Genomic DNA, 20,280 nt, shown 5'->3' on the forward strand with positions numbered 1-20,280 from the left:
GGACGCTTCCTTCAGTTCAGCTGGGCATGGACGGCATTGACTGCCGCCTGGTCGATGCGGATGCCGGCTTCGGCCTGCAGGGCTTCGGTGAAGAGCTCGAACATGTCTTGCGCCAGCGACTGGCCGAACTGCACCTCGAGCGCGTCACGCGCCCGGGTCAGCTCGGGGCCGTCGGCGGCGGCGGCCGTGATCCCGGTCAGAGCCACGACATGCACGGTTTCGGGCGTCTCGACGACGGCCGCCTCGCCCTCGGCGAGCGTGAACGCCTGCTCGGCGACATCGGCCGGCGCGCCGGAGAGGAAGCCGCCGCGGGCGAAATCCTCGTAGCGCGTCGTCACGAGCCCGGTCGCTTCCAGTGCCTTGCCGGCCTCAAGCTCGGCCTTGACCTCATCGGCGCGCGCCACGAGGCGCTTGTGGGTCTCGTCGCGGGTCCAGGCCTCGGCCGCGGCGTCCCTGACCTCGTCGAGCGGCCGCAGCGCCGGAGCGTCGATCCCGTCGAGCCGGAGCGCGAACACACCGCCATCGTCGAGCGCGGTAAGGGTGGGGAAGTCCGCGTCGGTCGCAGCTTGGGCGGCATCTCTAAAGGCGCTGTAGGCGGCGATCCCGTCTTCGGTCGTGGCATCGAACGCGACCTCTCCAAGCTCCATCTCGGTTTCGTCGGCGACCTCCTCGAGCGTCGCACCGCTCGCCAGCAGGTCTTCGATCGCGTCGGTCCGGTCCGCGATCATCCGCCGCGCCCGGTCGGCGGATGCCTCAGTGGCGAGGTCCGGGCGGGCCTCTTCGAAGGTCACTTCCTGCGCCTCGAGGATGCCGTTCATCGCGTAGAGCGCCGGTCCGAGGTCCGACGGCAGCGGCCCGACCACGCCCGGTTCCTCCAGCGCGAAGACCGGCGCGCCGGCCGCGCCGAGTGCCGCCTCGGACATCTCGCCGAGATCGGTATCCGGGAGGGTCAGCCCGCGCTCCCGCGCGAGATCCTCGAACGTCACCTCGCCCGCCTCGAACCGCGCCTTGGCGGCTTCGGCCGCCTCTTCGTTCGGATAGACCAGGCGTTCGACCAGCCGCCGCTCGGGCGTGACGAATTCGTCGATCCGTTCCTGATAGCTGGCGCGCAAGGCGTCCTCGTCGAGTTCGACCTTGCCTTCCAGCATCTCGGGCGACAGCCAGACGTAGCTGATGCGCCGCGTCTCGGGCCGGGTGAAGGCCTCGGGATGGGCGTCGTAATAGGCCTTGATCTCGGCTTCGGTCGGCGCCGGGACCGGTTCGGCGAGGTCCGACGCTGCAAGTTCGGCAAGCGTGAAGTTGCGGGTTTCGGTCAGCCAGGCGGCGGTGCGGTTTACTGCCGCCTCGGGTGCGGCGGTGCCGCCAAGAATCGCGCCCTGAAGCAGCGTCCGCGCGGTCTCGTCGCGTAGCTTGGACTCGAACTCGGCCTCGCCAAGTCCCTCCTGCTTCAACACCAGCGTATAGGCGTCGCGGTCGAACGTGCCATCAATCCCTTGGAATGCCTCGATCCCGAGGATGTGCTTGCGGACCTCGCCGTCGCCCACCGACAGGCCTATCCGGTCGGCCTCGTTGTCAAGCGCGGCCGAGGCAATCACCCGCGCCATCACCGACCGGTCGATGCCGAGCGACTGCGCCTGGGCGAAATTCACCGGCTGGCCGAGCTGGGCTGAGACCGCCGCGATCTCGCGGTTCAGCATGCGCGCGTAGTCACGCAAGTCGACCTCGCGCTCGCCGACGGTGCCGATGGTTCGGACCGAGCCGCCGAAATTTCGTGCGCCGAAGCCACCAAGGCCGAGGATCAGCATCGCCATGAGGATCCAGATGATGGTGTTTCCGCGCTTCTTGCTGCGCAGCGGGTTCGACATGGCGGCGGTTCTCCCGAAAGACCAGTTCCCACGGTGTTTAGGCCAGCGGGCAGGGCGGGGCAAGGCTCGTCGCGGACAGGGTCCGCCTTGACAGGATATCGGGGAACAAATACCCGATTAAAATAATCAAGAATCATCGGACCCCCCATGGAAACCCTTCGCGTCCTTCTGATCCTCGGCCACCTGATGGGCTTCGCCACAGCCCTCTACCTCGTGATGAGCGAGGATATGCGCTTCCTGCGCGCGCAGCGTCTCGACCTCGATGCGCTGGCCAAGAACGCGCGAAGCGTCGCATGGGCGCTCGCCGCGCTCTTCGTCACCGGGGCCGCGGTGATCTGGCTCGACACCGGCTACTCGCCCGCAGAGATCGGGGCGCGGCCGAAACTCGTGGCCAAGATCGTTGTCGTCACCGTCCTCGCGCTGAACGGGGCGGCATTGCACTGGATCCTGTTTCCGATGCTGAAGGGGCCGCGCGGCGGCAACTGGTCCTGCGCCCTACTGGCGAGCCTTCTCGGCGCGGTGTCCTCGGTGTCCTGGCTCTACGCGAGCTTCCTCGGCGTTGCGAAACCGCTCGCCGGCGCGCTCGGCCTTTCGGGGTTCCTCGGGCTCTACGCGCTTGCGCTCGGCCTCGGGATGGCGGGCGCGCTCCTCGTGGTCGCGCCGCGCCTCAGGCGTCTGATGGGGTCGGCGCCGGCCGCCGCCGACCTCTCCCCGGCCCTCTGAGGACTCAGGCCCGGAACGCGGCCAGCCGGTCGATCAGCGCGCCGATGCCTGCGATCCCGATATTGGCGAAGGCGATGCGCAGCTGGCGCGCGCCGGCCGGGTCGTCCTCGGGCATGAACATCGTGCCGGGCAGGAGGAGCACGCCCGCCTCGCGCACGAGCCGCTGCGCAAGCTCGGGCGCGGCGACGGGGCAGGGGTGTTCGACATAGGCGAAGAACGCCCCGCAGCCGTGGAGCCGCCAGCCCTCGAGCCGCGCGATCCCCGCGGTCATCGTGGCGCGGCGGGCGAGGATCTCGGCGCGCTCTCCCGCGACCCACTGGCCGAGGTTGCGCATCCCCCAGAGCGCGCCGATCTGGCCAAGCTGGCTCGGGCAGATCGCCACCGTGTCGAGGAACTTCTCGACCTCGGCGAGCCGCGCCCGGTCGGCGACGATCGCACCGACCCGGTGGCCGGTCAGCCGGTAGGCCTTGGAGAAGGAATAGAGATGGACGAGTGTGCCCCGCCAGTCGGGATCGGCGAAGAGGTCGTGCGGCGCGCCCGAGCGCGAGTCGAAGTCGCGGTAGGTCTCGTCGAGGATCAGCGCGATGCCCCGCGCCTGTGCGAGCTCATAGAAGGCGCGCAGGGTTTCGGCCGGGTACTCGACCCCGCCGGGATTGTTCGGAGTGACAAGGACAATGGCGCGGGTCCGGTCGGTGATCAGACGCGCCGCCGCCTCGGCCTCGGGGATCAGCCCGGGCCCGGTCGCAAGCGGGACCGCGCCGATCCCCTGCATGTCGAGCCACATCTTGTGATTGAAATACCATGGGGTTGGAAGGATAACTTCATCTCCGGTCCGGGCGATCGTCGCCATAACCGCGCAGAAGGCCTGGTTGCAGCCCTGGGTGATCGCGACTTCCGCCGCCGCGATCTCGCCGCCATAGGCCGCCGACCACTGCGCCGCAACCTCGGCCCGGAGCGCCGGCAGGCCGAGCACAGGCCCGTAGAGATGCGCCGCCGGATCGTTGAGCGCGGCCTCGGCGAGCGCCTGCCGGAGCCCCTCCGGCGGCGGCTCCATCGGCGCGGCCTGGCTGACATTGATCAAGGGCCGGTCGGGCGGGAAGGTGACGCCGTCGAGCCAGCGCCGCGCCTCCATCACCGGGGGCGGGAAGGTCCGGGCCATGTCGGGATTGAGAGGCAGGGGCATCGGTCCTCCGGCTTAAGAGCGCCCCGAAGTTAAATACGCCCGGCGTCCCGGCGGCAAGCACCGCCGCGCCCATTGCGGAGCCAATGGCACGCCTGCGGCCATGAATTGGCAGGTGGCGTCCAGGCCCTCCGTGGAGCCTTTCTTCGGCAGAGGGTCTTCAAGGCGCTCGGGGCACAGCACATCTTCAACGCCTCCCGGAAATTAGAGTTCGGTGAAGGTAGACCAGGCGCGCCACCCGGTCAGGCCACGGGCCTTGATGAGTTCCACGAGCCTTTGCGAGACAAAGAGGTCGCCTGGGCCTCTCTTGTCTTGCCAGAGGCCCATCCCTCCGATCCGGTCGGCGTGGACGGCAAAGGGCGACCTGTGGGTCAGAAAAATGGTCCTCTCGGTCACTGGCTCGTTCTTCAGGTTGCCGCCGGCCCGCTGCAGTTGCGGGCTTTCCTCCAGATTGATCGTGTCCAAGAGCCGGGTGACGCGAAGGATGTAAAACGGCCGCCTGTCATGCAGCCCGCCATCCTTGCGGCGGATCTCGACCGGGACGAACTGATGCACATCCTTGTCGAGGCTCTCGACCGCGTCCCTGAAGGCCTGGCTTACGATCGGGCCGGTATAGCCGATCCCGCCCTCATAATCGTGGAAGGTCACATTGCTGCTGGCAATCAGAAGGGGAGGGATCATATCCTCCGGCACCTGCGCGCGGATGTCGGCGGTCATGTCGATGGCTGGCTTAGGTTGCCCCGCCAGATGCGCATCGCGAATCGCAAAATTCTGGCGGTCGTCGGGTCGCTCCTTATCTTTTCAAGATAGTCGCCAATCCGTTTGGTCAGCCGGTTCGCGGCGCCCGCCGGCGTATCCAGCGACCGGTCCGGCTTGTTGATATCGACGCCAATGATGATCCCCATTTGTCCGCTCCTTTGGTTCTGCTTGCGCCGGTCAGAAGATGGTCGGCCGACCCTGCGGTTGCCCCCGCCGATCCGGGGAAGGGCAGCCGCGCTGCTTTCTACGCGGGCCTTGCGCCCGCAGACGACGCAGCCTGCCCCTCACGCATCTTCTCCAGCATCTCCTTCTCCACAAGCCCGCCGATCTGCGGATGCATGCGCAGTTCGCCCTCTTTCACCACCTGACGGAAGTTGGCGATCACCCGGCCCGTAGTGGCGCGATCCGGCGAGTTCCCCCACGCCTCGGGCTCGAGGCGCACGGTTAAGGTGCCCGGCATGGTCTGGTCGCGGATTGGAGGTTCGGGCAGGATCTGCGGCGTGGCGGTTTGCCACCGTCATCGGCAGGGCGCCCGCTTGAAACTCTGTGGCTGCACCCGCCATTCTTCATTGCCGAAATACCCCCGCCGGAGGCATCCGCAGGTCCGGCCGGGCGCAGGCGTCAGTCCGAACCGCGGTAGGGCTGGACGTATTGCAAAGCCATGTCCCAGGGGAAGAAAATCCAGGTGTCCTGGCTCACCTCGGTGATGTAGGTGTCGACCATCGCCCGGCCCGCGGGCTTGGCGTAGACGGTCGCGAAATGCGCCTTGGGATAGAGCTTGCGCACCAGTTCCAGCGTCTTGCCGGTATCGACGAGGTCGTCGACGACGAGCACGCCTTCGCCATCGGTGCCCATGATCTCGGCCTGCGGCGCCTTGATCACGCGCGGCTGGCTCTGGTCCTGGTGGTTGTAGGATTTTACCGAGATTGTGTCGACGACGCGGATGTCGAGCTCGCGGCTGACGATCATCGCCGGCGCCATGCCGCCCCGCGTGATCGCCACCACCGAGCGCCACGCGCCGCCGTCCGGACCCTTGCCGTCGAGCCGCCAGGCCAGCGCCCGCGCGTCGCGGTGGATCTGGTCCCAGGAGACGTGGAAGCCCTTCTCATGCGGCAGCCGATCGCTCATTGTGCCGCCTCCTTGCCTCCGCGCCCCGTCACCACGTCGATGTCGGGCGCGTCCACCGCCTTCATGCCGACGACGTGATAGCCGCAATCGACGTGGTGGGTCTCGCCGGTGACGCCCGAGCCGAGATCGGACAAGAGGTAGAGCGCCGACTTGCCGACATCCTCCTGGCTGACGTTGCGACGCATCGGCGAGTTGAGCTCGTTCCACTTCAGGATGTAGCGGAAATCGCCGATGCCGGAGGCGGCGAGCGTCTTGATCGGGCCGGCCGAGATCGCGTTGCAGCGGATGCCGTCCTTGCCGAGATCCTCGGCGATGTAGCGCACCGAGGCCTCGAGCGCGGCCTTGGCGACGCCCATGACGTTGTAATGCGGCATCACCCGTTCCGCGCCGTAATAGGTCAGCGTCAGGAGCGAGCCACCGTCCGGCATCATCGCCGCAGCGCGCTTGCAGACGGCGGTGAAGGAATAGACCGAGATGTCCATCGTCATGCGGAAGTTCTCGGCGCCGGTGTCGACGTAGCGGCCGCGCAGCTCGCTCTTGTCGGAGAAGCCGATCGCATGGACGACGAAGTCGAGCTTGCCCCAGACCTTTTCCAGCCGCGCGAAGAGCGCGTCAAGCGAGGCGGCGTCGGAGACGTCGCACTCGACCAGTTCGGTGACGCCGAGCCCGGCGGCGAGCGGCTCCACCCGCTTCTTCAGCGCATCACCCTGGTAGGAGAAGGCGAGCTCGGCCCCATGCTCGGCACAGGCCTTGGCAATGCCCCAGGCGATCGACTTGTCGTTCGCAAGCCCCATGATGAGGCCGCGCTTTCCCGCCATCAGTTTGGTCGCCATTTTATCCCCGGCTACTTTTGTATCGAGTTCGGAAGCATTAGGCTAACTTCCAACCTGCTTCAAGTGCGGGCCGGAATGACCAACAACGGAGCCGCCGACAGACCGGTGAACCGGCGGGCGAGCGAAGAGGGAGAGGCAGTCAATGACCGACCGCAGCGGCATCTTCGCCGGCGATGACCCGTTCGCCATCGCGCGCGCCTGGCTTTCCGACGCCGAGGCGACGGAACCGAACGATCCCAACGCGATCGCCCTGGCCACGGTCGACGGCGGGGGGTTGCCGAATGCCCGCATGGTGCTCCTGAAAGAGATTGAGGCGGACGGCTTTCTCTTCTACACGAACTATGGTTCGGCCAAGGCGCGCGAAATTGATGTTGCCGGGAAGGCGGCTTTCGTGATGCACTGGAAATCACTTCGCAGGCAGATCCGTGTACGGGGTCTGACCAGTCGCGAGGAGGGGCGAATGGCGGACGAGTATTTCGCCTCACGGTCGTTGCAGAGCCGGCTTGGCGCCTGGGCGTCGCGGCAGTCGCAACCGCTTGCCTCACGGGGCAGGTTGATGGCCGAAGTGGCACGAGTGACGGCGGTGCATGGTGTCGCACCCGAGCGGCCGCCCTTCTGGGGCGGAATCAGGCTCAAGCCGTTGGAGATAGAGTTCTGGGCCGATGGGGCCTTTCGGCTGCACGACCGCTTCCAGTGGCGCCGTGCGGCAGTTGAGGAGGAGTGGACCGTAACACGGTTGAGCCCCTGATCGTCGTTTGGTGCTTTGCCAGTGAGTTGACCTTATGTGCGTGAACTTGAAACCGACCTTCTGAACGCCATTGGCGAGATGCGGGCCGGAATGGGAAATAACAGACTATGACGCAAGAAGAACAGAGCCAGCACGAGGTCATCGGCCGCGTGAAATGGTTCGACCCAGCCAAGGGATTTGGATTCATCATCGCCGACGGCAGCGGCGGTGACATCCTGCTTCACGCCAATGTTCTGAGGAACTTCGGCCAGAGTTCGGTGGCCGACAATGCGCGAATCACGGTGATCGTCCAGCAGACCGCGCGCGGCGCGCAGGCCGTCGAGGTGCGCGAGATCCTGCCGCCGGAAAACGAGCATATGGTGCCGATCGAGGATCTTGGCGACAGCGATGCCGACGAGATTGCAGCGCTTCCGCTCGAACCGGCGCGCGTCAAGTGGTTCGACAAGGCCAAGGGTTTCGGTTTTGCCAATGTCTATGGCCGCCCCGAGGACGTCTTCATCCATATCGAGATCCTCCGCCGTTCGGGATTCGCCGACCTCCAGCCCGGCGAGGCGGTCTGCCTCAGGGTGATCGAAGGCAAGCGCGGACGCATGGCTGCGCAGGTTGCTTCGTGGGAAGCCGCGCAGCGCGAGAAGAAATGACGCCCAGGGCCGTCGCCGCCACGTTCCTTGCCACCGCATGCCTCGCAGGGCCGGCAACGGCAGGCTGCGGCGATGATGTCGCGGCGTTCCGTTGGCCGGACGGTTCCACCGAATTCAAGATCGAGATCGCCGACGATGCAGAGGAACGCGCCCGGGGCCTGATGTTCCGAGAGTCGCTCGCGCCCGATGCCGGTATGCTTTTCATCTACGAGCGGCCGCAGGGGGTCGCGTTCTGGATGAAGAACACCCTGATTCCGCTCGACATGATCTTCATCGGCGCCGACGGCCGGGTGAACGGCATCCATTCCATGGCGGTGCCGGGTGACGAGACGCCGATTCCCGGTCCGTCCCGCACGCTCATGGTGCTAGAGATCGCTGGAGGGCGCGCGGCCGAACTCGGCCTCGTGCCGGGCGCCGAGTTGCGCCATCCCCGGCTCGACCAGGCGGCAGCGCTTTGGCCTTGCGGGCAACCTTAGCTCTTTCCCTTGGCGAGCCAAGCCGCTAGAGACGAGGCGTCGGGGCGTAGCGCAGCCTGGTAGCGCGACGGTTTTGGGTACCGTAGGTCGGAAGTTCGAATCTTCTCGCCCCGACCATCCTGAATGAAAAAGCCCGGACCAGCTCCAGACGGTCGACCGTCGTCAATTTGTCACGGAATGCAGACGAGACTGCCGCGAGTCGACTTGGCTTGCCCGCTGTGGATGGTTTCGCGCGCGTGACGTAACGGGCGGCGCCAACGCCCTTGCAAACAAGCGATTTCCCGCCGGCCGATCGGCGTTTTGCCGCTGTGGGTGAATCGGGTGCCGGAGCGGGCAGGGCGGGCGGCTTGGCCGGTCAACCAAAATCTGTCCGAAAAAACCTCAAAATTCTGTTGACCCGCACCCGCTCCATACGCCAGTTTGTATGAGCCGACGGGGTTGCCACAAGATTTAGTGGTCGACGCGACGGGGACAGAACATCAGCGATCACGGCCGCAAGATCATACGGCCCATCTGCAGTGGAGCGATCCGCGGCTGAGGATGTCTTGTACCTGCGCTCATCCTTGGGCAGCGGTTACGGCCAAGCTCCTCAGAGAGTGTGCCGTGCAAGTGATAACGTGACGGAAGACGGGGCAGACATGAAGATTGAACGCAAATTCACGAAGGCAGGGGCCGACGCCTATTCCGAAATCGGGTTCACCACCACGGTTTCGGAGATCCGAAACCCCGATGGCAAGGTCGTCTTCCGCAACGACAGCGTCGAGGTGCCCGAGGGTTGGAGCCAGGTCGCGTCTGACGTGCTCGCGCAGAAGTATTTCCGGAAGGCGGGCGTTCCGGCCCGGCTGAAGAAGGTCAAGGAAAAGGGCGTTCCGGAGTTCCTGTGGCGGTCGGTTCCCGACACCGACGCGCTGGCCAAGCTGCCCAAAGACGACCGCTTCGCCGGCGAGACCTCCGGCAAGCAGGTCTTCGACCGGCTCGCCGGCGCCTGGGCCTACTGGGGCTGGAAGGGCGGCTATTTCTCGACCGAGGCCGATGCGCGCGCCTATTACGACGAGATGCGCTTCATGCTGGCCGAGCAGATGGCCGCGCCGAACTCGCCCCAGTGGTTCAATACCGGTCTCCATTGGGCCTACGGCATCGACGGGCCGAGCCAGGGCCATTTCTATGTCGATTTCCAGTCGGGCGAACTGGTCAAGTCGAACTCGGCCTATGAGCATCCGCAGCCCCATGCCTGCTTCATCCAGTCGGTCTCGGACGACCTCGTGAACGACGGCGGCATCATGGACCTCTGGGTCCGCGAGGCGCGGCTCTTCAAATACGGCTCGGGCACCGGCACCAACTTCTCGTCGCTCCGCGGCGAGGGCGAGAAGCTCTCGGGCGGTGGCAAGTCCTCGGGCCTGATGGGTTTCCTCAAGATCGGCGACCGCGCGGCGGGCTCGATCAAGTCGGGCGGCACCACGCGGCGCGCGGCCAAGATGGTGATCTGCGACATGGATCACCCCGATATCGAGCAGTTCATCAACTGGAAGGTCATCGAGGAGCAGAAGGTCGCCGCGCTGGTCGCCGGCTCCAAGATGCATGAGCGCCAGCTCAACGAGATCTTTGCGGCGATCCGCCAGTGGGACGGCTCGACCGAGGATGCCGTCGATCCGGCCAAGAACGAGGCGCTGAAGGCGGCGATCAAGTCGGCCAAGAAGGTCGCGATTCCGGAAACCTACGTCAAGCGCGTGCTCGACTACGCCAAGCAGGGCTATGCCTCGATCGAGTTCCCGACCTACGATACCGACTGGGATTCGGAAGCCTATGCCTCGGTCTCCGGCCAGAACTCCAACAACTCGGTGCGGGTGACCGACGCCTTCCTCAAGGCCGTGAAGGACGATGCCAACTGGGAGCTGATCCGCCGCACCGACGGCAAGGTCGCCAAGACCGTGAAGGCGCGCGACCTCTGGGAACAGATCGGGCATGCCGCCTGGGCCTGCGCCGATCCCGGGATCCAGTTCCATGACACCGTCAACGCGTGGCATACCTGCCCGGCCGACGGGCAGATCCGGGGCTCCAACCCGTGCTCGGAGTACATGTTCCTCGACGACACGGCCTGCAACCTCGCGTCGATGAACCTCCTGACCTTCTACAAGGAGGGCCGCTTCGACGCCGAGGCCTATGTCCACGCCACCCGGCTCTGGACCGTGACGCTGGAAATCTCGGTGCTGATGGCGCAGTTCCCCTCGAAGGAGATCGCCCAGCGCAGCTACGACTTCCGCACGCTCGGCCTCGGCTACGCCAATATCGGCGGGCTCCTGATGAACATGGGGCTCGGCTATGACAGCGACGAGGGCAGGGCGCTCTGCGGCGCGCTGACCGCGCTGATGACCGGCATCTCCTACGCCACCTCGGCCGAGATGGCGGGCGAGCTTGGCGCCTTCCCGTCCTACGCCAAGAACGCCGCGCACATGCTGCGGGTGATCCGCAACCACCGCAACGCGGCCCACGGACGCGCCGGCGGCTACGAGGATCTCGCGGTCAAGCCTGTGCCGCTCGATCACGCGAACTGCCCCGACGAAACCCTTGTGGAGCTTGCGAAATCCGCCTGGGACGAGGCGCTGGCTCTGGGCAAAAAGAACGGCTTCCGCAACGCTCAGGCGACGGTGATCGCGCCGACCGGCACGATCGGCCTCGTGATGGACTGCGACACGACCGGGATTGAGCCGGACTTCGCGCTGGTGAAGTTCAAGAAGCTCGCGGGGGGCGGCTACTTCAAGATCATCAACCGCTCGGTGCCGGCGGCGCTGGAGACGCTCGGCTACGGCTCGGCCGAGATCGAGGAGATCATCGCCTATGCCGTCGGCCACGCGTCCCTGGGCAACTGCGCCGGCATCAACCACACCTCGCTGATCGGCCACGGCTTCGGTCAGGCGGAGCTCGACAAGATCGAGGCCGCGCTACCCTCGGCCTTCGACATCCGCTTCGTCTTCAACCAGTGGACGCTCGGTGAGAAGTTCTGCCAGGAAACCCTTGGAATTCCGGCGGAAAAGCTGAACGATCCGACCTTCGACCTGCTGCGCCACCTCGGCTATACCCGCAAGCAGATCGAGGCCGCGAACGACCATGTCTGCGGGACCATGACGCTCGAAGGCGCGCCGCATCTGAAGGCGGAGCACTACAACGTCTTCGACTGCGCGAATGCCTGCGGCAAGAAGGGCAAGCGCTTCCTCAGCGTCGACAGCCACATCCGCATGATGGCCGCTGCGCAGTCGTTCATCTCCGGCGCGATCTCCAAGACGATCAACATGCCGAACAACGCCACGATCGAGGACACGCTCTCGGCCTACGACCTCTCGTGGTCCTTGGGCATCAAGGCCAACGCGCTCTATCGCGACGGCTCGAAGCTCAGCCAGCCGCTGGCGTCGGCGCTCGTCGAGGACGACGAGGAGGCCGAGGAGATCCTTGCCACCGGGTCGGCTCAGGAAAAGGCCGCGGTTCTGGCCGAGAAAATCGTCGAGAAGATCCTGGTCAAGGAGATCGTCCGCTCGCATCGCGAGAAGCTGCCGGAGCGCCGCAAGGGCTACACCCAGAAGGCCATCGTCGGCGGCCACAAGGTCTATCTGCGCACCGGCGAGTACAAGGACGGCTCGCTCGGCGAGATCTTCATCGACATGCACAAGGAAGGTGCGGGCTTCCGGGCGATGATGAACAACTTCGCCATCGCCGTTAGCGTCGGCCTGCAATACGGTGTTCCGCTTGAGGAATTCGTCGACGCCTTCACCTTCACCAAGTTCGAGCCGGCCGGCATGGTCCAGGGCAATGACTCGATCAAGAACGCGACCTCGATCCTCGACTACATCTTCCGCGAACTGGCGGTGAGCTATCTCGACCGCACCGACCTCGCCCATGTGAAGCCGCAGGGCGCCAGCTTCGACGATCTCGGCGGTGGCAAGGACGAGGGCCAGTCGAACGTCGCGGAAGTGAGCGAGAAGACCGCGTCGAAATCGCTCGAGGTGCTGAAGCAGATCTCGTCGACCGGGTATCTCCGGAAGCGCCTACCGCAGGAACTGATCGTGCTGCAGGGCGGCATGGGGGCGACGGCGCTCGCCGGCGATCCGGTCGCGGCGCTCAACACGCTGGTGCCGGGCGGGCAGGCGGTGCTGGCCACCTCCACCACGGCGATCGCCACGGGCACGGTGTCGATGGACGCCCGCACCAAAGCCAAGATGCAGGGCTACGAGGGTGATCCCTGCGGCGAATGCGGGAACTACACGCTGGTGCGCAACGGCACCTGCATGAAGTGCAACACCTGCGGCGGAACCTCCGGGTGCAGCTGACGCGGGGCAGCGATTACCGGTCACTCCGGTGACCCTATCCGGGGCGGGTGCGCTCGCCCCTCACCGACGTTCAGGACACAGGCAAAAAACCGAGCGGTATCAATCACGAGCCTGGACGGCGAAACTGGGGGCCAGCTGGCCCCCTTTTCCTTTGCACGGTCCGAATGGCGGGGTAGTTCGTCGGCTAGCCGGGTTCCCCGAACGCCGCCGCGAGGCTCTCCCACTGGCGCTTGCTGATGGCGCTCTTGCTGGCGGTCATCCAGTAGCTTTCCCGCGGCGCGAGCGTCCGCTCGCTCAACCGCACGATCCGCCCGGCCGCGAGCGCCTCGGCAGCGAGCGGCAGCGAGGCCAGCAGCACGCCGAGGCCGCAGCCGGCAGCCGCCAGCGCCGCCGCGTGGCTGTCGAACCGGAGCGTCGGCACCGGTGTCGCCGGATCGCCGGTCTGGCGCGCCCATTCCTGCCAGCCGGAGCGCGGGCCTGAGAGGGCGATCTTCGGCAGGTCATGCCACGATTCCCCGGTCGCGAGCGCGGGCGCGGCGACCGGGCTCAGGCTCTCTGCGAAGAGCCGGACCCGGTAGCGGTCGGGCCAGTTGCCGTCGCCGTAGCGGACCTGGACCGTCGCGTCCTGCTCGTCGAAGTCGGATTGCAGGATCATGGTCGAGAACGAGATATCGAGCCGTACGCCGGGATCGAGCGCCGCGAGGTGGGGGGCGAGCCAGAGCTGGATCACCGAGGCGCTGGCGAGGATCACGATCTTGCGATGGCGCACGCCGAAGAGATCGTCGGAGCTCTGCCGGAGCATGGTCAGGGCGTTGGTGACATAGGGCAGCCAGGCCTCGCCCTCGACGGTCAGCGCCACGCCGCGCGGCTTGCGGGTGAAGAGCCTCGTGCCGATCCGCTCCTCGAGATGGCCGATACGCTGGCTGATCGCGGCCTGGGTGAGGCCGGTTTCCTGCGCGGCGGCGGTGAAGCTGCCGGTGCGGCCGGCGACCTCGAAGGCGCGGATCCATTCCAGCGGCAGGTTGTCGAGTGCGGCAGAAGGCATAACGAAAACGTTCCCTTGGTGCGGAAACAGCTTAATTGTGTTTATGCATGAAACCGGGGACAGTGCCAGCGGAAACACTCCCCGCGAACACGAGAGAGCTTCGCCATGTATGACGCCACCCTTGCCGCCGACGCGCGCTCCGTCGCGCTGTCCACCGGGGGTTCCGCGCCCGTCCGCTTCCATGCGATCTGGCTCCGGGACAATGCCTGGGATCCCGAGACCCGCTCGCCGGGCAATGGCCAGCGGCTGATCGCGCTCCGCGACATTCCCGCCGAGACGGCGATCGCATCGGCCGAGATCGCGGGCGACAAGCTGCGCGTGACCTTCACGCCCGAGGGCAAGACGGTCGACTACGACATCGCCTGGCTTCTTGCTCATGCCTATGACCGCGCCCATGCGCAGGGCAGGGGCCGGACCGCGCCGGGGATCGAGACCTGGGACAACGGCCTCATGTGCGCCGTTCCGGTAGCAGACTTCGCCGTCGTGAAATCCGACCCCGCAGCCCTGCGCGGTTGGCTCGCGAAAGTCGCGCGCTATGGCTTCGGCAAGCTCACGAACGGCCCGGTTCGTGACGGCGCGCTCTTCGACGTGGTGGGTCTCTTCGGCTATGTGCGCGAGACCAATTACGGCCGCCATTTCGAGGTCCGGACCGAAGTCAACCCGACCAATCTCGCCTATACCGGGCTCGGGCTGCAGGCCCATACCGACAACCCCTACCGCGATCCGGTGCCCTCGGTGCAGGTGCTCTACTGCCTCGAGAGCTCGGCCGCGGGCGGCGAGAACATGGTCGTCGACGGTTTCCGCGCGGCCGAGAGGCTGAAGGCGGAGAACCCCGACTGGTTCGACGTCCTCTCGCGCCATTGCGCCCGGTTCGAATATGCCGGTTCGGAGGGCGTGGTGCTGCGCTCGCGCCGGCCGATGATCGAGCTTTCGCCGGATGGCGAGCTGGTTGCGGTGCGGTTCAACAACCGCTCCACGGCGGCGATCACCGACGTGCCTTTCGACGAGATGGAGACCTATTACGCCGCCTATCGCCGCTTCGGCGAGATCATCGACGACCCGGCGATGGAGGTGACCTTCCGGCTCAATCCCGGTGAGAGCTTCGTGGTCGACAACACCCGCGTCCTCCATTCCCGCAAGGGCTATTCGGGCACGGGAACCCGCTGGCTCCAGGGCTGCTACGCCGACAAGGACGGGCTCCTGTCGAAGCTCGCGGCACTCAGCGGCACGTTCGCGGAGGCCGCCGAATGACCCGGCCGGATTTCTCCACGCTCACCCCTGCGAACATCGTCGCCTTCCTCGAGGACATCTTCGAGCGCCGGGGCGGCGAGGAATATCTCGGCGAGCCGGTGACAATGGCCGAACACATGCTGCAGGGCGCGACGATCGCCGAGGAGAACGGCCAGGACGAGATCATCGTCGTCGCAGCACTTCTTCACGACATCGGCCATTTCACCAGCGAATTCGGCACCTTTACGATGGAGGACACCGAGGACCGCTACCACGAGGAGGCCGGCGCGAAGGTGCTGGAGCAGTTCTTCCCGACCGTCGTGACCGATTGCGTCCGCTACCACGTCGCCGCCAAGCGCTATCTCTGCGCAACGAAGCCGGAGTATTTCAAGCGCCTGTCGGAGGCCTCGATCCACTCGCTAAACCTTCAGGGCGGCCCGATGAGCCCCGAAGAGGTCGCCGAGTTCGAGAAGAACCCGAACCTGAAGCAGATCATCCAGGTCCGCTATCTCGACGAGGCGGGCAAGCGGGCGGACATGGAGACGCCGCCCTTCCGCCACTTCGCGCCGATGGTGCAGCGCATCGTGGATGCCCATAGCGGGACCACGGCATGAGCAAGCCGGAATACATCTTCGAAGCGTCGAGCAAGCCCTCGCTGCCGTGGCACGAGGTGCCGCTCATAAGGGCAGCCGACGCCTCGCTGAGGGGCTACGGCTGCCTCGTCGACGATCCCGACAGGTTCGAGATCGAGATCACGCGCTGGCCGCAGCAGGGCTGGCGGCCGATCGACGAGGGCACGGGCGACGAGGGCGGCCATGTTGAGGGCACGTTCCGATGCAACTGGCAAGGTGACGTGCTCTACGGCGAGAACGAGGCCGTGAACGGGCACTACGTTCTCGGCTGGTCGGCTGATCCGCAACAGGCGCGGACCGATCGGCGGACGGCCGCGCGGGACCAGGTGCTGCTGTGGCACATGAACTACCATCCCGATGGCGGGCAGCTCTTCTATCCCCTGGACCGAAAGCCGTTCATCGTGCCCGCCGCCTTGCCCGGCGACAACCTCTCGCCCGAGAAGGTCGTCGCCTTCTGGAGCGATGGCTCCAATGGCATCTACATCCATGCGGGCATCTGGCACGAAGGCGTCTTTCCGGTGGAGGATGAGCAACGCTTCCTCGACCGGCAGGGTCGCGTCCATGCCCGCGTGAGTGCGGATATCGGCCGGGAGTTCGGCGTCTATCTTTGCTGCCCGCTTCGGGCCGACAGGGTCCGCGATCTCTAACACCATGCCGCGGAACTGTCTGGTCCTCCTGGACGGTCTGCGTTTCGAGACCGCCGACGATCTTGGCCAAGAGGCAGCAGACGATCCGCGCCAGCGTCCGGGCGCCGCAGAGGCGGCACCGGCTTCCCTCCGGCCGAGCACCGCGATAGGTTGCGCCCGCGCCGATGCGGCGCGACGGCCCGCGCCTGTGGTCGTGGCATTTTCCAGGGGACACCGTTAGAGCAGCGGTCCCACAGCGAAGCGGATGGACGGCGATGACCCCTGCGGCCCGGATCGGCGCGGCGATAGAGATCCTCGACCGCATCATTGGTGGTACGGCGGCGGAACAGGCGCTGACGAGCTGGGCGCGGGCGCACCGCTTTGCCGGTTCCGGGGACCGCGCCGCCATCCGCGATCACGTTTTCGACGCGCTGCGTTGCCGGCGGTCTTTCGTGGCCCTGTCCGGGGGTGCCGCAAGCGGCCGGGCGCTGATGATCGGTGCGCTCAGGGTCGAGGGGCGACCGGTCGGTGAAGTGTTCTCCGGCGAGGGCTACGCGCCAGCTCCGCTCAGTGCGGAGGAAGCGGCCAACCTCGCCTCGGCACCATCCTATGAAGCACTGGCGGAGCTCTTGGCACTCGACTGTCCGGACTGGCTCGCGCCCGCGCTCCGCGACGCTCTCGGCGAGGATTTCGCGCAAGTGATGCAGGCGATGCGCCACCGCGCGCCGGTGATCCTCCGCGCCAACGCCGCCCGCGGCAGCCGCGCCGACATTCGCGAGGCTCTGGCACGCGAAGGGATCGAGAGCATCCCGCATCCGCTTGCGAACCATGCGCTGAAAGTAACTGGAAACGCACAGAAAATCCGCAATTCCCGTGCCTATTCCGACGGTCTGGTGGAATTGCAGGACGCTGCCCCCCAAGCGGCCGTCGAGGCGCTTCCGCTCAAGCCGGGGATGCGCGTTCTCGACTTCTGTGCCGGCGGCGGCGGCAAGTCGCTCGCGATGGCCGCGCAAAATCCCGGGCGCTACGTCGCCCATGACGCCGCCCCCGCCCGGATGCGGGATCTGCCGCTGCGCGCCCGCCGCGCCGGTGCAAGGATCGAGATCCGTGACAGCGCGCAGCTCGCGACCGGCGCGTTCGACCTCGTGCTGATCGACGTGCCTTGCAGCGGCAGTGGAACCTGGCGCCGGGCGCCCGAGGCGAAGTGGACTCTTGGGCCGGGACGGCTTGCGGAGCTTGTCGGCCTTCAGGCCCGGATATTCGACACCGCAGCCCGCCATGTAGCGCCCGGTGGATCGCTTGCCTACATGACCTGCTCGTTGCTGGGTGCAGAGAACCGGGCGCAGGTCGCCGCATTCCTCGCCCGCACGCCCGGATGGCGGCTGGTCGAGAAACGTCTCTATTCGCCACTCGACGACAGCGACGGGTTTTTCAGCGCCTTGCTGATGCGCGATTGAGGAGAGCAAAGAACACTTAATGGTTGTGTTTTTTGTCGATTAATTGCGACTTAAGCAATTCGGACCCCAATTGCGGGGACCGAATCTGAAAGGAGCCACGCTTGTGTCGCACCCGGCGCTCTCTCCGCATCCGCTGACCCGCGCGGCGCTGCTGCTGGCGCCGCGCAACGCCTATCTCGTCGCCGCGGCGGCTTTGTCCTCGGTCGCGGCCTGGCTCGCTGCCGACCACATCGCGGGCATCGCCGTCCTTTCCGCCGCGGGCGCCTTCGCCGCGCTCTCAGCGTTGATCGGTGGCCTCGCGTTGCGTCACGGTCACGCTCGGTCCGACCTGCACCAGCAGATCGCCGACTTCATCGCCAACGACGCCTCGCCGAGCTTCACGACCGATGGCGACGGAGAGATCGGCACGCAGAACCGCGCCGCGCTGGAAAGGTTCGGAAGCCGCGGCGGCCTGACCTTGACCCGCACCCTCAGCGAAGTTTTCGCAAATCCCGCCGCGCTTCTGCACCGGATGCAGAACCGGGCCGAAGCTCTCGGTTCGGCGCGGGAGGATCTGGTGACCCGGCGCGGGCATGTGCGGCTCGCGGTGCATCGGATCGGTGAGGGGGCGTTCCTGTGGCGGCTCGAGGACATGGCCGAGCGATCGGTTGGCGGACGGGGCGCAGAGACGATCAGTCTGCCGATGATGACGGTATCGAAGACCGGAACGGTTCTCTTCATGAACGAGGCGTTGCGGCGGTTGCTGGGTGACAGGGTCAAGACCATCGACCGCATCTTCAACGATCTGCCCGTTCGCCCTGGTCAGGAGCATGTGATCACCAGCGCCGAAGGTCCTATCCGCGCGGTCGCTGCGCAGATCGAGAGCGCCGGCGGTCGGCGTGAAATCTACCTGCTTCCAGCGTCTGACGGCACCACGCCGTTTACCAGCGACCCGACAGCCTTCGAGACCGTTCCGGTCGCGCTCCTGCGCTTGAGCGCAGCGGGAGAATTGCGCGAGGCCAACCGGGAAGCCCGCGATCTCCTGGGCGAAATCGCGCCGGGAACCGGATTTGCCGCTCTGCTTGAAGGACTGGGACGCCCCGTCGACGACTGGCTCGCCGACGCTCTGGCGGGGCGCGCCGACCGGCGTCCGGAGGTCTTGCGCGTCAGAAATGCCGAAGCGGATGTCTATCTGCAGGTAACGCTCATGCGGACGGTCGAGGAGGGGCATCCGGCGCTGGTGGCGGTGCTGTCGGATGCCACCCAGTTGAAGACGCTTGAGGCGCAATTCGTCCAGAGCCAGAAGATGCAGGCGATCGGTCAGCTCGCCGGCGGCGTGGCGCATGATTTCAACAACCTCCTGACGGCGATATCGGGTCATTGCGACCTTCTGCTTCTTCGCCACGATCGGAGCGACCCGGACTATGCTGACCTTGTCCAGATCAATCAGAACGCGAACCGTGCGGCGAGCCTTGTCGGTCAGCTCCTCGCGTTTTCGCGCAAGCAGACGCTGAAGCCGCAAGTTATAGACCTGCGCGACGCGCTGTCGGACCTGGCGCATCTGCTCAACCGCCTCGTCGGCGAGCGGATCTGCCTGACCCTTATCCATGACCCGTCGTTGAGTACGATCCGAGCAGACAAGCGTCAGCTTGAGCAAGTGATCATGAACCTTGTCGTGAACGCCCGAGACGCGATGCCGGATGGGGGCGAGATTCGGATCGAAACCGAGATGCAGACGATCTTCGATGAGTTCCAGCGAGATCGCGCCACAATTCCTCCTGGCGACTACGTCGCAGTGCGGGTGACCGACGCCGGCGTCGGGATCGCACCAGACAAACTGCAGAAGATATTCGAGCCTTTTTACACGACAAAACGTCAGGGCGAGGGAACCGGCCTGGGTCTCTCGACAGCCTACGGAATCGTCAAGCAGACCGGCGGCTACATATTCTGTGACAGCATTCTTGGGCAGGGCTCGACCTTCACACTGTATTTCCCTGTTCACGAGGCCGACGAAGTGGAATCTGTGGTGAAGGAGTCGTCTCCGCCTCCGCGCGGTCGTTCGCGGTCGGGGGAAGGGGTTGTTCTGTTGGTGGAGGACGAAGCGCCCGTGCGTGCCTTTGCAAGCCGAGCGCTTCGAATGCGTGGCTATTCGGTGCTTGAAGCAGAGAGCGGTGAAGAGGCTTTGAAAACTCTCGAGGATGATGCGCTCGCGATCGACGTTTTTGTTACGGACGTGATCATGCCGGGTATGGACGGTCCCAGCTGGGTGCAGGAGGCCTTGAAGACGCGACCGAATACGCGTGTCGTGTTCGTTTCCGGCTACTCGGAGGAGAGCCTGACCGAAACAAGGGAACAAATTCCGAACTCTGTTTTCCTGCCTAAGCCGTTTTCATTAAGTGAGTTGACGGCGATTGTTCAGGATCAGGTTCAGTGATCCGCAGGTGCTGGTACGCACCAGATCTAACGTAATCGAACGAATGCGGTGACGGTGCGTAAGCGCTTCGGTAACAGGGCTTCCCGGTCAAGTGATTTTGAGCACGCGGTCTCGATCGTGGAGGGGCGGTTTGAGTGGACTTTGGAAGTCGGAACTCGATCGGACAGACGATGAAGCGAAGCTGAGGTGGAAGCCGAATCTGGAC

18 protein-coding genes and 1 tRNA gene are annotated in these 20,280 nt (G+C 65.7%); 11 read left to right on the forward strand and 8 right to left on the reverse strand.

What is annotated here, in order from left to right:
* Window positions 1-11 precede the first annotated feature (11 nt).
* The gene (locus tag R5H32_RS06225; protein WP_318337810.1) at window positions 12-1,865 is read right to left on the reverse strand and encodes a peptidylprolyl isomerase; all 1,854 of its coding nucleotides are present in this window, start codon (window positions 1,863-1,865) and stop codon (window positions 12-14) included.
* Between the two features lie 147 nt (window positions 1,866-2,012).
* Here R5H32_RS06225 and R5H32_RS06230 point away from each other — a divergent pair, with 147 nt between their 5' ends.
* Window positions 2,013-2,588 (forward strand): hypothetical protein, encoded by a 576-nt coding sequence (locus R5H32_RS06230; RefSeq protein WP_318337811.1) that lies wholly within the window; start codon window positions 2,013-2,015, stop codon window positions 2,586-2,588.
* 4 nt (window positions 2,589-2,592) lie between these two features.
* On the opposite strand, the gene R5H32_RS06235 is transcribed toward R5H32_RS06230, so the two are convergent.
* From R5H32_RS06235 to fabI, 6 genes are all read right to left on the reverse strand, one after another.
* Window positions 2,593-3,771: an aminotransferase gene (locus R5H32_RS06235; RefSeq protein ID WP_318337812.1), complete on the reverse strand. Its 1,179-nt coding sequence runs from the start codon at window positions 3,769-3,771 to the stop codon at window positions 2,593-2,595.
* A 201-nt stretch (window positions 3,772-3,972) separates the two neighbouring features.
* A complete protein-coding gene (locus R5H32_RS06240; RefSeq protein ID WP_318337813.1) occupies window positions 3,973-4,485 on the reverse strand; it encodes an imm11 family protein in 513 nt (170 codons plus the stop codon).
* The gene (locus tag R5H32_RS06245) at window positions 4,482-4,673 is read right to left on the reverse strand and encodes a hypothetical protein (protein ID WP_318337814.1); all 192 of its coding nucleotides are present in this window, start codon (window positions 4,671-4,673) and stop codon (window positions 4,482-4,484) included. The genes R5H32_RS06240 and R5H32_RS06245 overlap by 4 nt, the downstream gene beginning before the upstream one ends.
* Before the next feature lie 98 nt (window positions 4,674-4,771).
* On the reverse strand, window positions 4,772-4,987 hold the full coding sequence (locus R5H32_RS06250; RefSeq protein WP_318337815.1) for a hypothetical protein: 216 nt from the start codon (window positions 4,985-4,987) through the stop codon (window positions 4,772-4,774).
* A gap of 161 nt (window positions 4,988-5,148) precedes the next feature.
* Window positions 5,149-5,655 (reverse strand): xanthine phosphoribosyltransferase, encoded by a 507-nt coding sequence (gene gpt / locus R5H32_RS06255; protein WP_318337816.1) that lies wholly within the window; start codon window positions 5,653-5,655, stop codon window positions 5,149-5,151.
* Window positions 5,652-6,488: an enoyl-ACP reductase FabI gene (gene fabI / locus R5H32_RS06260; RefSeq protein WP_318337817.1), complete on the reverse strand. Its 837-nt coding sequence runs from the start codon at window positions 6,486-6,488 to the stop codon at window positions 5,652-5,654. The genes gpt and fabI overlap by 4 nt, the downstream gene beginning before the upstream one ends.
* Window positions 6,489-6,630: 142 nt before the next feature.
* On the opposite strand from fabI, the gene pdxH reads away from it, so the two are divergent.
* From pdxH to R5H32_RS06285, 5 genes are all read left to right on the forward strand, one after another.
* Complete coding sequence (gene pdxH, locus R5H32_RS06265) at window positions 6,631-7,236, forward strand: pyridoxamine 5'-phosphate oxidase (RefSeq protein WP_318337818.1); 606 nt, start codon at window positions 6,631-6,633, stop codon at window positions 7,234-7,236.
* Window positions 7,237-7,343: 107 nt separating this feature from the next.
* Window positions 7,344-7,877 (forward strand): cold shock domain-containing protein, encoded by a 534-nt coding sequence (locus R5H32_RS06270; RefSeq protein WP_318337819.1) that lies wholly within the window; start codon window positions 7,344-7,346, stop codon window positions 7,875-7,877.
* Window positions 7,874-8,353, forward strand: coding sequence for a DUF192 domain-containing protein (locus R5H32_RS06275; protein WP_318337820.1), 480 nt, complete (start codon window positions 7,874-7,876; stop codon window positions 8,351-8,353). The genes R5H32_RS06270 and R5H32_RS06275 overlap by 4 nt, the downstream gene beginning before the upstream one ends.
* A 40-nt stretch (window positions 8,354-8,393) precedes the next feature.
* A tRNA-Pro gene (locus R5H32_RS06280) sits at window positions 8,394-8,470 on the forward strand.
* 521 nt (window positions 8,471-8,991) lie between these two features.
* Window positions 8,992-12,672: a vitamin B12-dependent ribonucleotide reductase gene (locus R5H32_RS06285; protein ID WP_318337821.1), complete on the forward strand. Its 3,681-nt coding sequence runs from the start codon at window positions 8,992-8,994 to the stop codon at window positions 12,670-12,672.
* Window positions 12,673-12,856: 184 nt separating this feature from the next.
* Here the strand turns inward: R5H32_RS06285 and R5H32_RS06290 are convergent, their stop codons facing one another.
* Window positions 12,857-13,717 (reverse strand): LysR family transcriptional regulator, encoded by an 861-nt coding sequence (locus tag R5H32_RS06290; RefSeq protein ID WP_318337822.1) that lies wholly within the window; start codon window positions 13,715-13,717, stop codon window positions 12,857-12,859.
* 105 nt (window positions 13,718-13,822) lie between these two features.
* Between R5H32_RS06290 and R5H32_RS06295 the strand changes: the two genes are divergently transcribed.
* The 5 genes from R5H32_RS06295 to R5H32_RS06315 all read left to right on the forward strand — a co-directional run bounded on the left by R5H32_RS06295 (window position 13,823) and on the right by R5H32_RS06315 (window position 20,075).
* The gene (locus R5H32_RS06295; RefSeq protein WP_318337823.1) at window positions 13,823-14,968 is read left to right on the forward strand and encodes a TauD/TfdA family dioxygenase; all 1,146 of its coding nucleotides are present in this window, start codon (window positions 13,823-13,825) and stop codon (window positions 14,966-14,968) included.
* On the forward strand, window positions 14,965-15,561 hold the full coding sequence (locus tag R5H32_RS06300) for an HD domain-containing protein (RefSeq protein ID WP_318337824.1): 597 nt from the start codon (window positions 14,965-14,967) through the stop codon (window positions 15,559-15,561). The genes R5H32_RS06295 and R5H32_RS06300 overlap by 4 nt, the downstream gene beginning before the upstream one ends.
* Window positions 15,558-16,226, forward strand: coding sequence for an ureidoglycolate lyase (locus R5H32_RS06305; protein WP_318337825.1), 669 nt, complete (start codon window positions 15,558-15,560; stop codon window positions 16,224-16,226). Before R5H32_RS06300 ends, R5H32_RS06305 begins: the two co-directional genes overlap by 4 nt.
* 254 nt (window positions 16,227-16,480) lie before the next feature.
* Window positions 16,481-17,662, forward strand: coding sequence for an RsmB/NOP family class I SAM-dependent RNA methyltransferase (locus R5H32_RS06310; protein ID WP_318337826.1), 1,182 nt, complete (start codon window positions 16,481-16,483; stop codon window positions 17,660-17,662).
* Between the two features lie 103 nt (window positions 17,663-17,765).
* Window positions 17,766-20,075, forward strand: a complete 2,310-nt coding sequence (locus R5H32_RS06315; RefSeq protein ID WP_318337827.1) for an ATP-binding protein — start codon at window positions 17,766-17,768, stop codon at window positions 20,073-20,075.
* The last annotated feature ends 205 nt before the right edge of the window (window positions 20,076-20,280 follow it).

Origin of the sequence: Defluviimonas sp. D31, from assembly GCF_033436765.1 — a bacterium.
In the GTDB taxonomy this organism is placed as follows: domain Bacteria; phylum Pseudomonadota; class Alphaproteobacteria; order Rhodobacterales; family Rhodobacteraceae; genus Albidovulum.

What these genes read in the sequence shown, in the direction of transcription:
- R5H32_RS06270 (WP_318337819.1), top strand. Translation starts at nt 7,344, where the DNA reads ATGACGCAAGAAGAACAGAGCCAGCACGAGGTCATCGGCCGCGTGAAA.
- R5H32_RS06305 (WP_318337825.1), top strand. Translation starts at nt 15,558, where the DNA reads ATGAGCAAGCCGGAATACATCTTCGAAGCGTCGAGCAAGCCCTCGCTG.
- R5H32_RS06300 (WP_318337824.1), top strand. Translation starts at nt 14,965, where the DNA reads ATGACCCGGCCGGATTTCTCCACGCTCACCCCTGCGAACATCGTCGCC.
- R5H32_RS06240 (WP_318337813.1), bottom strand. Translation starts at nt 4,485, where the DNA reads ATGACCGCCGACATCCGCGCGCAGGTGCCGGAGGATATGATCCCTCCC.
- R5H32_RS06250 (WP_318337815.1), bottom strand. Translation starts at nt 4,987, where the DNA reads ATGCCGGGCACCTTAACCGTGCGCCTCGAGCCCGAGGCGTGGGGGAAC.
- R5H32_RS06310 (WP_318337826.1), top strand. Translation starts at nt 16,481, where the DNA reads ATGACCCCTGCGGCCCGGATCGGCGCGGCGATAGAGATCCTCGACCGC.
- R5H32_RS06225 (WP_318337810.1), bottom strand. Translation starts at nt 1,865, where the DNA reads ATGTCGAACCCGCTGCGCAGCAAGAAGCGCGGAAACACCATCATCTGG.
- pdxH (WP_318337818.1), top strand. Translation starts at nt 6,631, where the DNA reads ATGACCGACCGCAGCGGCATCTTCGCCGGCGATGACCCGTTCGCCATC.
- R5H32_RS06230 (WP_318337811.1), top strand. Translation starts at nt 2,013, where the DNA reads ATGGAAACCCTTCGCGTCCTTCTGATCCTCGGCCACCTGATGGGCTTC.
- R5H32_RS06295 (WP_318337823.1), top strand. Translation starts at nt 13,823, where the DNA reads ATGTATGACGCCACCCTTGCCGCCGACGCGCGCTCCGTCGCGCTGTCC.
- R5H32_RS06245 (WP_318337814.1), bottom strand. Translation starts at nt 4,673, where the DNA reads ATGGGGATCATCATTGGCGTCGATATCAACAAGCCGGACCGGTCGCTG.
- R5H32_RS06275 (WP_318337820.1), top strand. Translation starts at nt 7,874, where the DNA reads ATGACGCCCAGGGCCGTCGCCGCCACGTTCCTTGCCACCGCATGCCTC.
- fabI (WP_318337817.1), bottom strand. Translation starts at nt 6,488, where the DNA reads ATGGCGACCAAACTGATGGCGGGAAAGCGCGGCCTCATCATGGGGCTT.
- R5H32_RS06290 (WP_318337822.1), bottom strand. Translation starts at nt 13,717, where the DNA reads ATGCCTTCTGCCGCACTCGACAACCTGCCGCTGGAATGGATCCGCGCC.
- R5H32_RS06235 (WP_318337812.1), bottom strand. Translation starts at nt 3,771, where the DNA reads ATGCCCCTGCCTCTCAATCCCGACATGGCCCGGACCTTCCCGCCCCCG.
- gpt (WP_318337816.1), bottom strand. Translation starts at nt 5,655, where the DNA reads ATGAGCGATCGGCTGCCGCATGAGAAGGGCTTCCACGTCTCCTGGGAC.
- R5H32_RS06285 (WP_318337821.1), top strand. Translation starts at nt 8,992, where the DNA reads ATGAAGATTGAACGCAAATTCACGAAGGCAGGGGCCGACGCCTATTCC.